The organism is Nocardia jejuensis NBRC 103114, from assembly GCF_001613145.1.
Lineage (GTDB): Bacteria > Actinomycetota > Actinomycetes > Mycobacteriales > Mycobacteriaceae > Nocardia > Nocardia jejuensis.
The window spans coordinates 28,281-42,546 of record NZ_BDBU01000016.1 but is presented as its reverse complement, the minus strand read 5'-3'; the positions used below and the strand labels follow the sequence as shown (position 1 = coordinate 42,546).

The window sequence follows — 14,266 nt, the reverse complement described above, 5'->3', positions numbered from 1 at the left end:
TTGTGCCGCAGGGTCGTAACGCGTTAGCTACTCGAGGCCCGGGCCGCGCGGGTGATGTCACCGAGCTTCCAGCTGCGATCGAAGTACGGTTCCAATGGACCGTAGAAGCGGGCGTAGGAGAACCAGTGCTTGCCGGGGATGGTCTGGATCCAGTTCGTGGTGCCGCTGTCCGGCGGCGTCGGGCCGAAGTACACGTCGACCGATCCGTCCTCGTTCATCACGAGTTCCGGATCGCGAGAACCGCGATCCCCGCGCTGCTGCTCGTTGTCGATCAGACAGCGAGTCCAGGCGTCGTACACCGTGACCGACCAGAAGAGTTTCGCGGGCGGGTTCGCCGGAACACGCAGGGTGTAGGACTCTCCGCCGTCGAGCCACTCACCGTCGGCATCGGTGTAGGCGCCCAGGTAGGCCTGGCCGACCCCCGGGGTCTGACTCTTCATCGCGGAGGAGAAGCTGACCGCCTCGTAGAACCAGGCGGCGCGTTCGAGCAACTGGTCGTAACCGGACGCGCGCTGATTCGAGTGGTCGAGTTGCAGGACCAGATCCCAGCGCCGATCGGGCCAGTACATCGCGCCCGGGAAGCGTTTGGCGAACGAGTTCGCCTGTGCCATGAGCTCTCCCGCCGCCGCACCGTCCCGCAGGATGGCGGAGAGTCGCTCGTCGGGCTCGAAGGGTGTGCCCTTCTCGATGCCCAGTTGTTTGAGCATGGCGAGGTAGAAGCGGTCGCGTTCGTCGACGATTTCGCGCTGATAGATATCGTGCAGGCGAATCCAATAGTCGAGGCCGCGCGGCTGGTCGCCGGACCAGGGCCGGCCCTGCGGCGAGATGAGTCGAGTCGGGGGCGCCTCACCGGTGAGGGGCCGGACCCGCACCTGATCGACCAGGGCGCGCGAGCGTTCCGGGTCCGGGTCCAGGGTGCGGAATCCGAACATCACGTTCGTCCCGGTTGCCTGATGAATGTAGTAGTCGCCGTCCAGCTTCGGCGTATCGTGGCCGGGCGGCAGGATCAGGTGGCGGCCGCCGCGTCCGCCGTCGGGCCCCATTTCGCCGAGGATTCCGAATTCACGCTGCCAGAAGTCGGAGAACCCACCCGCGGTATGTCCGGCGGGCACCTCCACGACCAGCGGCCCGGTCGCGTCGAGGTCGATGAAGTTCAGGATGTACGGGGTGGTGGCGTTCGCGGTGATCAAGCCCAGGCGGTCGGCGTAGCTGACGTAGTGAACCAGGTCGAAGTCGGTGGCGCCGAACACCTCTCGATGCTGCTGTTCCCACTGGGCGTACGACACCAGCGGCAACGCCCACAGGTACACCTGGCAGGCGAGCTGATAGTCCAGCTCGTCGAAGATCACCGGCAGATCCGCGCGCTCGGGCAGCTCGCCGGACATACCGACCCGCGCCAACCGGCCGGGCAACGACGGATTCACCATTCGTCTCTCCTGTTCACCAGTCGTCGGGGACATGCGCTCACAGGCCACCCGGATCCTTGCCGATCACCGCGCCGCCCGCATGCGCCGACAGCGGCCGCGAGATGGCGGCTAGCATCGGAATCGGCGAGATCGCCATACCGACCGCCACCGGCGGCGCATCACCGATCACCGTTCCCATACCGGGAACATAAGGCGGTTTTCCGTGTCTCGGCCTCACCCTTTACGGGTGAAACTGCCGATCGCCACGTGAGATGGGTATATGTGCCCACGACGGCGTGTCGCGGACTGCGTGATCAGGATTCGGAACGGAGATTGTCAGCGGGTGTGGCATCGACGATCCGCAAGCCGCCCCGATCGGCACCATCGCATCGGTGCGCGCCCATCTGTACCCGCACGGCTCCGGCCGCGATCATCGGCGGACTGGACTGCGGCGGCCGATATCGCGCAGGCCCAGGCGTGGTGTGCCGGCCGGTCCGCACTCTCCCGAAGGTCCCGGAATTCGTAACCCGGCGTCAGCTGGTTCGTACCGGCGCCCGCTTCAACTCGCGCAGGGCCGTGCGGAGCCCGCGGCGCTTGCCCGTTTCGGGGTCGGCACCGAAGTGGGTCTGGATGCCTTCGCGAATGGCGAATCGGAGTTCCGACGCGGTTTCGGGGGCGTCGTCGGTGGTCGCTCGGAGCAGGGCGTTCGGCAGGGCCAGTTTGGCGATCGTGCGGAACGACTGCAGGTACTGGCCGCCGAGGGATCCGGTCGTGTACGGGAGGTCGTACTTGTCGCACAGTTCCCGCACGCGCACTCCGATCTCCTCGTAGCGGTTGCTCGGGAGGTCGGGGTACAGGTGGTGTTCGATCTGGTGGCTGAGGTTGCCGCTCATGAAGCGCATCAGCGGTCCGGCTCGGAAGTTGGCCGATCCCAGCATCTGCCGCAGATACCAGCGGGGCTGATCCTCGGCTTCGAACTCCGCGACGGTGAATTTCTCCGCGCCGTCGGGGAAATGGCCGCAGAAGATCACCATGTAGGTCCAGTAGTTGCGGACGAAGTTGGCGGTGGCATCGGCCGTGAGGGTTGTCTTCCAGTTCTTTCCGGCCAGCGCGGGGAAAATCAGGTAGTCCTTGGCGGCCTGCTTGCCGACCTTGGTTCCGATGATGCGCAGATCCCGGAACGCCTGGCGCCACTGCTTGTCGCCGCTGCGAAGCTTCTCCACCTCGAGGTGGTGCAGGGCCACGCCCCACTCGAAGAACGTGCCGAGAATCAGGTTGTAGACAGGGTTTCCGACGTTCCACCATTCCCAGCGCTGGTCACGCGTCACGCGCAGGATGCCGTAACCGACGTCGTCGTCCATCCCGACGATATTGGTGTACTTGTGGTGCACGAAGTTGTGCGAATGCTTCCACTGCACGCTGGGGCAGGTGGTGTCCCACTCCCACGAGGACGAGTGGATCTCCGGATCGTTCATCCAGTCCCACTGCCCGTGCATGACGTTGTGGCCGAGCTCCATGTTCTCGATGATCTTGGCCAGCGAGAGCATCGCGGTGCCCGCGAGCCAGGCGGGCTTGCGGTTGCTGAACATCAGGGCGACGCGGCCGGCGACCGCCAGTGCGCGGTGGATCGCGATGGCGCGCCGGATGTAGCGGGCGTCATCGACGCCGCGCGACTCCTCGATGTCGCGGCGGATGGCGTCGAGTTCGGCGCCGAGAGCCTCGACGTCGTCCTTGGTCAGATGTGCGTAGGTATCGATGTCGGTAATGGCCACGGGGCCTCCTAGATATCGAGAGTGCATTCACCAGAGGCACTGCTGATGCACGTTTGAATTCGTTCTCCTTCGCGGCGCTCCTCACCGGTGCGCAGGTCGCGGACGTAGCCGCCCGCGAGCGGCAGGACACAGGTCTTGCAGATGCCCATCCGGCAGCCGAACGGCATCTGGATGCCCAGCTTTTCGCCCGCCTCGAGAAGTGTTGTCGCGCCGTCGATCTCGACCGTCTTGTCCGAGACGGCGAACCGCACCGTCCCACCCTCACCGCCGTGATCGGTGCGGGCGATGGCGAAGCGTTCGACGTGCAGGCGTTCGCGCAGGCCGCCGCCCTCGTAGTGCGATTCCATCGCGTCCAGCAGGGCCGGCGGTCCGCAGGCCCAGCATTCGCGCTCACGCCAGTCGGGTACCCACTCTTCGAGACGGGACACCGAGACCTTGCCCATCTCCCTGGTGAGCTGCAGGCGCAACTCGTAGCTCGGCACCTGTTCGGCGAGAGCTTCCATCTCGTCGAGGAAGATGACGTCGTCGCGGGTCGGCGCGGAATGTATGTGGTGGATATCGGGCCGCTGGCCGCGTGCTGCGAGCGAGCGCAGCATGGCGATCACCGGGGTGATCCCACTGCCCGCCGTGACGAACAGGATCTTGCCCGGAATCGGTTCCGGCAGATGGAAATCACCCCGCGGCGCGGCCAATCGGATGATGGTGGAGGGCTCGACCCCGTCCACCAGATGCGACGACAGGAACCCGTCGGGATTGGCCTTCACCGTGATCGCGATCGTCTTGTTGTCCGCCGACCCCACGATCGAGGTGAGCGAATAGGACCGCCACCGCCACCGCCCATCCAGCTGCAACCCGATCCCGACATACTGACCCGGTTTGTACGCGGCCGGAAACCCCCACCCGGTACGGATCGTCACCGTAGCGGTGTCCTCGGTCTCCTTCACCACGTCGATGACCTTCCCGCGATGTTCACGGGCGGTCCACAGCGGATTGATCAGGTGCAGATAGTCGTCAGGCAGCAGCGGCGTGGTGGCCCGCGCCAGCAGTCCACGCAAGACGTTGACCTGGGGTTTCTTCGCGTCGATGTCGACGGTCGGACGAGTGCTCCATTTCAAGAGGCCCACAGCAACTCCTCAATTTCTGTGTACAACTGTACACTGAAACTGTCGATTGCCGACCGGAACCAGCCCGGAGACCCCCTGCGTCGGACCGATCCCGGCAGCTGCGTCGGACCGATCCCGGCAGCCCGAACTGTCACGAATCCTTCTGCGCAACTGCATGATTCAACCGATCGAAGACGCGTAGGATCCGTCGAGCCGCGACGCGCGACCTTGTCGAGCCGGCGCCGGCCATGCTGCCGCTGTGCACCGAGAGGGCGTCCCTAGCGCCGGGTGGCGTGGGTGATGTGGCCGGAGAAGACGTCGTGGTCGGGGGTGGGGGTGAAGCCGTAGCGAGTCAGGACTTCCGGGACTGTGGCGTCGGTGATCTCGTCGTAGCCGAGGGCTTCGAGTTCTCGGGTCAGTTCGGGCGGGGTGAAGAAGCATTGCCAGGGTTCGCCCTGGTCGGCGACTTCGGACAGGACCGCGTCGCCGACGGCGCGGCGGTGGGCGGGTTGGGCGGCGGAGGGGTCGGTGTAGTCGAGGATGAGGTGGGTGGGGGCGTCGAGTGCGGCGGTGCGGGAGAGCAGGTTCAGGGTGGCGGGGCGGGTCAGGTACATCACGACGCCGAGGCAGAGGAAGATCGTCGGGGCTGTGCGGTCGAAACCGACGGGGTCGAGTGCCTCGTCCCAGCGTCGGTCTTCGAAGTCCGCGGGGACGAAGCAGACCGACGGCGGGACCTCGATATCGGCCGCCCGCAACCGTTCTCGCTTCCATGCCTGGGTGCTCGGATGGTCCACTTCGAACACCACCAGATCGGGATGGGGGTTGCGGTAGGCGAAGGTGTCGAGGCCGGCGCCGAGGATCACCAATTGGCGGGTTCCGGTAGCGGCGGCGGCCGCGATCGCGTCCTCCGCCACCTGGAACCTGGCGAGGATCCAGGGGTGCAGCTGCTCCGGGATCCAATTCTCGTGTGCGGCGGTCACTTCGCCGAGCGGCACCCCGGAAATCGCCGCGGCCAGCGGGTCATCACACAGCCTCGGCGGCGGGCTCGCCTGGTGCACGGCTCGAATCAAGGCGATCGACAATGCCGTGCGACTCGGCTGCCCCTGCTCCACGATGCCCCCGTTCGCGAGACCTGTTCCAGCCCAGCGTATCCGGCGACTCGTCGATCGACAGGCCTTTCCCACACACCCGCGACCGCCCGACCAGCAAACCTTCCGGTATTTTCTCCCGATATGCTCCGCCGGTGATCGAAGGCTCCATCCCCGCGCGCACCGCGCTCATGCTCCAGCGGACGGCGTTGTCCCTGGGGATTTCACCGGCGCAGCTGACCGGTTCCGTCGCGGTGGACACGGCGCAGTTCGCGAACGACCGGGTGCGGGTTCCCATCGAGTCCGCGTGGCGGATGTGGGAGATCATCGGGTTCGCGGGCGGGCCCGGAGCGGGGTTGTGCGCCGTCGTGGCTCGACCGCTTCCACCGCGCGGTCTCCGATGCGCTGGCACGCGGCGACTTGAGCCTCGCGGTGGTGGCCGCCCGATTGGCAACCAGCCCACGCACTGTGCAGCGCAGGCTGACCGACCTCGACACCAGCTGGCGGGACGAGGTCGACCAGGTGCGCCGGGCGCGCGCCATGGATCTGCTGCGCGACACCGAACTCACCGTCCAGGCGGTGGCGGCCCGCGTCGGCTATTCCGACGCCAGGGCGCTACGCCGGGCGTTCGTCCAGTGGACGGGGCGGAGCCCCGGCAGCTTCCGGACCGACCCCTCGCCGGTCCGCACCGACGGGCGCGCCTCGATCGTTCAGTGAGCCAGCGTGGTTCGGAACAGTGCGGCGGCCGCGTCCGCGGCGGCGTCGATGAGTCGCGGATCGTCGTAGAAGTCGATCTGCCCCACCGAGTCCAGCCACAGCTCGGACTCGGGGCTCGACACCGTCGCGTAGAACTTACGCGCGAAGGCCGGGACGAGCGCGTTCTCCGAATGCACCATCGTGTACGGGACCGCGAGCCGGGCGGCGGCCTCGATGGTGTCGAAATCGCTTGTGTACGCGAAGGATTGCACGGCGAATCCGTTGGTGTAGTTGGGCACCGCGCCCCGGGCGGTGCCGTAGTACTCGTAGGCCTCTCGCAGCGGCATGCCCACATCACCGCCGTCCGGCGCGACCGCCGGGATCGTCTCCGCGACGCCGGTGTCGCGCCATACCCGCTCGGCGGCGCGCCCCCGCGCGATGGCCTCCTGACTGGGCGGGGCGGCGGCGATGTCGGAGTAGTACCCGGCCACGCCCGCGAATGACCGAATCCGCGGATCGTCCGCGACCGCGCGGGCCATGTATCCGGCTCCCGCGCAGACGCCGACCGCGACCACGGGCAGCTCCCGGGTCCGCTCATCGGCGAGCAGCGCCGTCACGGCCCGGCGAATGTCCTGCGCCTTGCCGATCGGATTCTCGAACTGCCGCGGCTGCCCTTCGCTCTCACCGAAGGTGCGGTGATCGAAGGCCAGCGCGGCGAATCCGCGCTCGGCCAGGGCGCGGGCGTACGCCCCGGATGCCTGCTCCTTGACCGAGGTGAGCGGACCGCTCGTGACCACGGCGGCGAGGGCGTCGCCCTCGGGCAGGTGCAGAACCCCCACCAGTCGATCGCCGTCGTTGCTGAAAATGAATTGTTCGGTTCTCATCGTCCGGATCCCTCGAAGTGGTGCTGACCGGAAAAGCCTAGAGCCGGTTCCGCGTCGACCGGCGGCCATCGGATGACGACTGGGGGACCACGCACGCCACCCACCGGACCACACCGCACACCCGCGTCGGTCGCACCCGCGCGGAACGCCCCGGTATCCGCGACACGAACGGCTCCGACAGCGTGATGCACCTCTGGCACACACCACCCGGGGTCCACGACCTGCACGTCGGCCGAACTCACGCGAAGGCTCCGCCATCCGCGATGCGGAGGGCTCCGACGGCGTGGAGCACGTCCGGCACGCCACTACCCCCGGCTCCACGACCGGCGCGCCGCATCCTCTCACTCATCGGCTATTGCGGATTCACTTGGCGTGTGTTGTGCTATGTGAATCACCATTAGCTAGGAGGTTCCCATGGGGACGCGGGTTTTCGTGGCGGGCGTTGGGATGATTCCATTCACCACTCCGCGGCACAGCCAGACGTACGACGTGATGGCCGAGCGGGCCGTGCGGGCGGCGCTGTCCGATGCCGGGGTCGAGTACGACGCCGTCCAGCAGGCCTACGCCGGGTACGTGTACGGGGATTCGACCTGCGGGCAGGCGGGGCTGTATCGGGTGGGGCGCACCGGCATTCCGGTGGTCAACGTCAACAACAACTGCTCCACCGGGTCGTCGGCGCTGTATCTGGCGCGGCAGGCGGTCGAGTTCGGGATCGCCGATGTCGTCCTGGCGGTGGGATTCGAGCAGATGCAGCGCGGGGCGCTGGCCTCACAGTGGACGGATCGGCCGACGCCGTTCGACCGGTTCGACGGCGTCGTCCATCGCGTGCAGGGTGCAAGTGAAGCGCCGTTCGCCGCACAGTATTTCGGTGGAGCCGGGCGGGAATACTGCGAACGCTACGGAGTGGATCCGAAGGTGTTCGCGGAGATCGCGGTGAAGGCACGCCGCCACGCGGCCGGCAATCCGTACGCGGTGTTCCGCGATCCGGTCACGGCGCAGGAGGTGCTCGACTCCCCGCGGATCTACGGTCCGCTCACCCGGCTGCAGTGCTGTCCGCCCACCTGCGGTGCGGCAGCCGCGATCCTGGTCAGCGAGGAGTACGCCCGCGCACACGGCCTGAACCGCGAGGTGGCGATCCGGGCACAGGCGATATCCACCGACTTCGACTCGACGTTCGCCGAGGACTCGATGATGAAGATCGTCGGCTACGACATGACCAAGGCTGCCGCGGACCAGGTCTATCGCGAATCCGGCATCGACCCGGCCGAGATCCCGGTCGTCGAACTGCACGACTGCTTCACCACGAACGAACTGCTCACCTATGAGGCGCTCGGGCTCACCGCCGAGGGCACCGCGGAGAAGTTCATCGCCGACGGCGACAACACCTACGGCGGCCGGGTGGTCACCAACCCGTCGGGCGGACTGCTGTCCAAGGGACATCCGCTCGGCGCGACCGGTCTGGCCCAGTGCGCCGAACTGGTGTGGCAGCTGCGCGGGCAGGCCGAGACCCGCCAGGTCGAGGGCGCGCGAATCGCGTTGCAGCACAATATCGGCCTCGGTGGCGCCGCGGTCGTGACCCTCTACGAGAAGACGAGCCGCGCATGAGCCTGGATCCGAGCGTGGTCGGCACCGAATTGCCCGCCACCGAACTGACCCTCGACGCGGGACGGCTGCGCTTCTTCGCCGCCGCGATCGGTGAGACGAATCCGATCTTCACCGATCTCGCGGCGGCGCGGGCGGCCGGTCACCCGAGCGTGCCCGTCCCGCCCACATTCCTGTTCGCGATCGAGCTCGAGAATCCGGACCCGTTCGGCTGGGCGGCCGCGCTCGGCATCGATCTGCGCTTCGTATTGCACGGTGAACAAGAATTCACTTACCACTCGGTGGCGCATGCCGGTGACGTGCTCACCGCGACGCCGCGCATCACCGACGTCTACAGCAAGAAGGGCGGCGCGCTCGACTTCCTCGTCAAGCACACCGCGGTCACCCGCGCGGACGGCAGCCTCGTCGCCGACCTGAAGTCCGTCATCGTCGTTCGCAACCCGGGAGTGACCTCATGACCGCCGTCGACTCGCTCACGCCCGGAACCGAATTGCCGCCACTCGCGATCGCGCCGATCAGCCGCACGACGCTGGCACTGTTCGCGGGCGCCTCCGGCGATCACAACCCCATGCACATCGACATCGATGTGGCGAAGTCCGCGGGCCTGCCGGACGTGTTCGCGCACGGCATGCTCTCGATGGCGTATCTCGGCCGCCTGCTGACGAATTGGTTCGCGCCCGAGGCGATCCGCTCCTACGGCGTGCGGTTCGGGGCGATCACCCCGGTGCTCGCGACTCCGACCGCCACCGCGACCGTCGTGACCGTCGAGGAAACCGACGGGGAACGCCGCGCCACTCTCGATCTGACGATCACCCTCGCCGACGGCACCGTGACGCTCACCGGCTCGGCCGTCGTCGCTCTCTGAAAGGAACTGCCCCATGGGAAATCTCGACAACAAGGTTGCGATCGTCTCCGGCTCCGGCCGCGGCATCGGGCGTGAGATCGCACTGAAGCTGGCCGCCGAGGGCGCGCGCGTGGTGGTGAACGATCTCGACGCGGAACCCGCGAAGGAGACCGTCGCCGCCATCGAAGCCGCGGGCGGCGCGGCCGTCGCGTGCCCCGGATCGGTGACCGACCCGGACTTCGGCGAGCTGTTCGTCGCCAAGGCGGTGGACACCTACGGCGGGCTGGACATCATCGTGAACAACGCCGGGTACACCTGGGATTCGGTGATCCAGAAGATGACCGACGAACAGTGGGACGCCATTCTCGACGTCCATCTCAAGGCGCCGTTCCGCATTCTGCGCGCGGCGCAGCCGGTGATCGCCGGATCGGTGAAGCAGGCCAAGGCTTCCGGTCAGCCGGTCCCGTGCCGCAAGGTCGTCAATATCTCCTCGCTGGCCGGGACCGGAGGCAATGCCGGACAGGCGAACTACTCGGCCGCGAAGGCCGGCGTCACGGGCTTGACCAAGGCGCTGGCCAAGGAGTGGGGCCGCTACAACGTCACCGTCAACACGGTCGCGTTCGGGCTGATCAAGACCCGGCTCACCGAGGCTCCGGCCGATTCGGGCGGCACCATCGACGTCGCGGGCAAGCAGATACAGGTCGGGGTCAACCCGAACCTGCTCACCGCGATGGAGCAGATGATTCCGCTCGGCCGAAGCGGCACGCCCGCCGAGGCCGCGGGGGCGGTGTACCTGTTCTGCACTCCCGAATCCGATTACGTCAGCGCGCAAACGCTGGTCTGCGGCGGCGGGTTCAATCTCTGATGTCCGCGGTGGTCAGATCGTCGTGGATGGACGACGAGGTCGTCGCGCTCAAGAAGATGGCGACCGCCTTCTTCGAGGCCGAGGCGCTGCCGCATCGGGAGCGATGGATCGAGCAGAAGCACGTCGATCGTGAATTCTGGCGCAAGGCAGGCGAAGTGGGACTGCTGTGCGCGGCGATTCCGCAGGAGTACGGCGGCGGGGGCGGCACCATCGCCCACGATCTCGTGGTCGCTCAGGCCGCGATGGAGCTCACCGAGATGGGCTTCGGCATCGGCGTCAGCGTGCACAGTGGGCTGGTGGCGCACTACCTGCTCACCTACGGCTCCGAGGAACAGAAGCTGCGGTGGTTGCCGAAGATGTCCTCCGGCGAATACATCGGAGCCATCGCGATGACGGAGCCGGGTGGTGGTTCGGACCTGAAATCGCTGCGTACCACGGCCATTCGCACCGGGGACCATTTCGTGGTCAACGGCGCCAAGACCTTCATCTCGAACGGTATGCAGGCCGACCTGGTGGTGCTGGTGGTCCGCACGGATCCGTCGGCGGGCACCCGGGGATTCTCGCTGCTGGTTCTCGAAACCGCCGGGGCACAGGGGTATCGCGTCGGGCGCGTGCTGGACAAGGTCGGACTCCGCTCTCAGGACACCGCGGAGCTGTTCTTCGACGACGTGCGGGTGCCGACGGCGAATCTGCTCGGGCAGGAAGGGCAGGGCTACGCCTACGCGATCAAGCAGCTCGCCCACGAGAGGGTGCTCATCGCCGACGGCGCGGTGGCGGTCGCCGAGGCCGCACTCGCCGAGACTGTCGCATACACCAAGGCGCGCAACGCCTTCGGTGCACCGCTGTTCGACATGCAGAACACCCGCTTCGAGCTCGCCCAGTGCGCGATCCTCACCAGGACCACGCGGGTCTTCGTCGATCACTGCCTCGAGGCGCGTTTGCGCGGCGAACTGGACGCGCCCACCGCGTCCATCGCGAAGGCGCATGCGACCGAGGTGCAGTGCGAGGTGATCGATCGATGCGTTCAGTTGTTCGGCGGGTACGGCTACATGCTCGAGTACCCGATCGCGCGCCGCTATGCCGACGCCCGGGTCCAGAAGATCTACGCCGGCGCGAACGAAGTCATGAAAGAACTCATCGCCCGTTCCTTGTGAGGGATCAACCATGTATCTGACGCAATCGCTGCATCGCGCGCTTCAGCACGAACCACAGCGCATCGCGACAATTTTCGGCGATCGAGTGCGCACGGTCGCCGAGTCCGCCGACCGCATCGCCCGGCTGGGCGGCGCCCTGCGCGCGCTGGGGGTGCGCCCCGGGGATCGAGTCGCCTATCTGGGGCTCAATTCCGACCGCTATCACGAGTATCTGTTCGCGGTGCCGTGGATCGGGGCGGCGGTCAATCCGGTCAACATTCGCTGGAGCCCGGACGAGATCGCCTACTCACTGACCGATTCCGGAACCCGCGTGTTGTTCGTCGATGATGCCTTCGCGGGCGTATTGGACGCTGTGCGGGCGCGATTCGACGGATTGTCGACCGTGGTGTTCACCGGTGAGGCCGACACTCCGCCGGGTGCGCTGCGGTACGAGGATCTGATCGCGGACACCGAGCCGGTACCCGACACTCGCACCGGCGGCGCCGAGCTGCTCGGGGTCTTCTACACCGGAGGAACCACCGGGCATCCCAAGGGCGTGATGCTCAGCCACGACAATCTCGTCGGATCCGCCATGGGCACACTGTCCACCGGATACGTGGTCTCGCACGGAGGCCGGGTGCTGCATGCCGCGCCGATGTTCCACCTCGCGGCCATCGGCATGTGGTCGATCGGCAATCTGGCCGGTGCGACGCACGCGTTCATTCCGGTGTTCACCCCGGCGGGGACGCTCGAGGCGATCGGCGCCCACTCGATCACCGACGCGCTGTTGGTACCGACCATGATTCAGATGCTGGTGGATGATCCCACTGTCCACGAGCACGACCTGAGCAGCGTCACGAACTTTCTCTACGGGGCGTCACCGATCTCGGAGTCGGTGCTGCAGCGGGCTCGGAAGGTCTTTCCCGCAGCGGGTTTCACCCAGGCGTACGGCATGACCGAGCTGTCTCCGGTGGCCACCCTGCTCTCCCCCACCGACCACGACGACCCCGGCCTGCGCCGCGCGGCCGGACGCGCCGCCCCGCATGTCGAGGTGCGCATCGTCGATCCCGAGGGCACGGAGGTACCGCGCGGGACCGTCGGTGAGGTGGCGGTCCACGGCGACAATGTCATGCTCGGCTACTGGGGCAAGCCCGAGGCCACGGCCGAGGCGGTGCGCGAGGGTTGGATGCACACCGGCGACGGCGGGTACATGAACGACGACGGGTACGTGTTCATCGTGGATCGGCTCAAGGACATGATCATCACCGGCGGTGAGAACGTCTACTCCGCCGAGGTCGAGAACGCGCTGGCCAAACATCCGGCGGTGGCCGCCTGCGCGGTGATCGGGGTGCCCGACGAGCGCTGGGGCGAACGCGTGCACGCCGTGGTCATGCTGCGGGCCGGAAGCGAGTGCACCGCAGCGGAACTCACCGAGCACTGCCGGGAACTGATCGCGAACTACAAGGTTCCGCGCAGCGTGGATTTCACCGATGCGCTGCCCATGTCCGCAGCCGGGAAGATTCTGAAAAGGGCACTGCGGCAGCCCTATTGGGAAGGTGTGGCCACCGAGGTCTCGTGAGGCCCGGCACGCGCGCGGCCGGTTCGGGATCGACTGTCCGAACCGGCCTTTCGTGCGTCCGTCACATGCCCTGGCGGGGCGGTTGGATCCCGAGCAGTGTCGCGCAGACCGCGACGATCGCCGCGCCCACGTCGGAGTGGGCCCGCACGTGCGGGGTCGAGGCGAGGTCGTTGACCACACCCAGCACCGCCTGCACTCGAATCCGCGCCTCGACGGCGTCCTGGTCGGGATGGATCTGGCGCACCAGCTGCACCCACTCGGCGACGTACGCGAGTTGGACGTCGCGGATGCGGCGATGTTCCGCGGGGTCCAGTATGTCGACCTCGAGGGCCAGCAGGCCGAACAGCGCCGGATTGGTCAGCACGTAGGTGCTGTAGGCGACCACCAGAGCGCGCAGCGCGTCCTGCGCGCTGTCGGCCGCGTCCAGGGCGCGGATGAGATCGGCTCGCAGGATCACGCTGCCCTGATCGAGCACCTCCACCAGGATCTCGGCCTTGCCCGCGAAATGCTTGTAGATGCTCGCGCCGGCGATGCCGACCGCCGCGCCGATATCCTCCATGCCGACGCTCGAGTATCCGCGCTGGGCAATGAGTTCCGTTGCGGCGGAAATGATTTCAGCCCTGCGCGAGGGGTACCAGCGCGGGGCGGGCGTCCGGCGCGGCGAACGCGGGCCCAGGGCCGCAAACTCCGCCGAGCACACCGCCTCCAGCATGCTCGCGAGCACGCGGGTGAATCGTTCCGCGGGCAGCTTCAGACCGTGGAACGAGATGCTGGTCGCCACCGCGAGCAACGCCCAGGCCAGCAGATCGGCCTCGGCCTGTCGCAGCTCCGGACGACGATCCCGCACGATCTCGGTGAGCCGCGCGGAGATCGCCAGTACCTGATCCTGGATCTCCGCGCGCGTCGACTCGGCCAGGTGGCGCGATTCGCGGCGCCACAGCACACCCACCCGGCGAAACTCGAGAGCCGTGGCCGCGACCCGGGTCAGCAGGTCCGGTGAGTCGGTCCGCGCTCGGTCCAGGACGTCGCCGACCGCCGAAAGCGACTCTTCCACAACGGCGGCCAGCAGATCATGCTTGCTCGAGAAATGCCGATAGAGCGCCGAGGGTCCGACCGCCACCGCCTCGGCAACCCCGCTCATGCTCACCGCCGCGTACCCGTCGCGGTAGAACATCTCCTCGGCCGCGGCGATGATCAATGCGCGCCGATTGGACGGCCTGGTGCCCCGAACCGGCCGGGTGGTGGCGACTCGGACGCTGCCAGAACTCACGTGCCACTCCTTCGCGCCGCCCGC

14 protein-coding genes are annotated in these 14,266 nt (G+C 67.3%); 7 read left to right on the top strand and 7 right to left on the bottom strand.

Annotated features, from left to right (window positions below; translation table 11 throughout):
* Nucleotides 1-23: 23 nt before the first annotated feature.
* The 5 genes from NJ1_RS12265 to NJ1_RS12250 form a co-directional block, all read right to left on the bottom strand.
* On the bottom strand, nt 24-1,427 hold the full coding sequence (locus NJ1_RS12265) for a DUF1254 domain-containing protein (RefSeq protein ID WP_067692159.1): 1,404 nt from the start codon (nt 1,425-1,427) through the stop codon (nt 24-26).
* 37 nt (nt 1,428-1,464) lie between these two features.
* Complete coding sequence (locus NJ1_RS38960) at nt 1,465-1,605, bottom strand: hypothetical protein (RefSeq protein WP_157573916.1); 141 nt, start codon at nt 1,603-1,605, stop codon at nt 1,465-1,467.
* 334 nt (nt 1,606-1,939) lie between these two features.
* Entirely contained in the window at nt 1,940-3,178 is a 1,239-nt protein-coding gene (locus tag NJ1_RS12260) for a fatty acid desaturase family protein (protein ID WP_067692156.1), read from the bottom strand.
* Nucleotides 3,179-3,186: 8 nt separating this feature from the next.
* The gene (locus NJ1_RS12255; RefSeq protein ID WP_067692153.1) at nt 3,187-4,302 is read right to left on the bottom strand and encodes a ferredoxin reductase; all 1,116 of its coding nucleotides are present in this window, start codon (nt 4,300-4,302) and stop codon (nt 3,187-3,189) included.
* Between the two features lie 257 nt (nt 4,303-4,559).
* Nucleotides 4,560-5,393 (bottom strand): class I SAM-dependent methyltransferase, encoded by an 834-nt coding sequence (locus NJ1_RS12250; RefSeq protein ID WP_169813131.1) that lies wholly within the window; start codon nt 5,391-5,393, stop codon nt 4,560-4,562.
* A gap of 411 nt (nt 5,394-5,804) precedes the next feature.
* Between NJ1_RS12250 and NJ1_RS12245 the strand changes: the two genes are divergently transcribed.
* Nucleotides 5,805-6,086, top strand: a complete 282-nt coding sequence (locus NJ1_RS12245; RefSeq protein ID WP_218025177.1) for a helix-turn-helix transcriptional regulator — start codon at nt 5,805-5,807, stop codon at nt 6,084-6,086.
* Here NJ1_RS12245 and NJ1_RS12240 read toward each other — a convergent pair.
* Nucleotides 6,080-6,949, bottom strand: coding sequence for an alpha/beta hydrolase (locus tag NJ1_RS12240; protein ID WP_067692145.1), 870 nt, complete (start codon nt 6,947-6,949; stop codon nt 6,080-6,082). The two genes, NJ1_RS12245 and NJ1_RS12240, sit on opposite strands and share 7 nt — an antisense overlap.
* A gap of 414 nt (nt 6,950-7,363) precedes the next feature.
* On the opposite strand from NJ1_RS12240, the gene NJ1_RS12235 reads away from it, so the two are divergent.
* From NJ1_RS12235 to NJ1_RS12210, 6 genes are read left to right on the top strand one after another with little or no spacing between them, the layout of a single operon-like run.
* The gene (locus NJ1_RS12235; RefSeq protein ID WP_067692142.1) at nt 7,364-8,554 is read left to right on the top strand and encodes a lipid-transfer protein; all 1,191 of its coding nucleotides are present in this window, start codon (nt 7,364-7,366) and stop codon (nt 8,552-8,554) included.
* Entirely contained in the window at nt 8,551-9,009 is a 459-nt protein-coding gene (locus NJ1_RS12230) for a MaoC family dehydratase N-terminal domain-containing protein (protein ID WP_067692139.1), read from the top strand. The genes NJ1_RS12235 and NJ1_RS12230 overlap by 4 nt, the downstream gene beginning before the upstream one ends.
* Complete coding sequence (locus NJ1_RS12225; protein WP_067692136.1) at nt 9,006-9,416, top strand: MaoC/PaaZ C-terminal domain-containing protein; 411 nt, start codon at nt 9,006-9,008, stop codon at nt 9,414-9,416. Before NJ1_RS12230 ends, NJ1_RS12225 begins: the two co-directional genes overlap by 4 nt.
* A 13-nt stretch (nt 9,417-9,429) precedes the next feature.
* Nucleotides 9,430-10,260 (top strand): SDR family NAD(P)-dependent oxidoreductase, encoded by an 831-nt coding sequence (locus NJ1_RS12220; protein WP_067692133.1) that lies wholly within the window; start codon nt 9,430-9,432, stop codon nt 10,258-10,260.
* Nucleotides 10,260-11,414, top strand: coding sequence for an acyl-CoA dehydrogenase family protein (locus NJ1_RS12215; RefSeq protein ID WP_067692130.1), 1,155 nt, complete (start codon nt 10,260-10,262; stop codon nt 11,412-11,414). Before NJ1_RS12220 ends, NJ1_RS12215 begins: the two co-directional genes overlap by 1 nt.
* Nucleotides 11,415-11,424: 10 nt before the next feature.
* Nucleotides 11,425-12,972, top strand: coding sequence for a long-chain-fatty-acid--CoA ligase (locus tag NJ1_RS12210; protein WP_067692127.1), 1,548 nt, complete (start codon nt 11,425-11,427; stop codon nt 12,970-12,972).
* A 61-nt stretch (nt 12,973-13,033) separates the two neighbouring features.
* Here NJ1_RS12210 and NJ1_RS12205 read toward each other — a convergent pair whose 3' ends face one another.
* Entirely contained in the window at nt 13,034-14,242 is a 1,209-nt protein-coding gene (locus tag NJ1_RS12205; RefSeq protein ID WP_067692124.1) for a TetR/AcrR family transcriptional regulator, read from the bottom strand.
* Nucleotides 14,243-14,266: the final 24 nt, after the last annotated feature.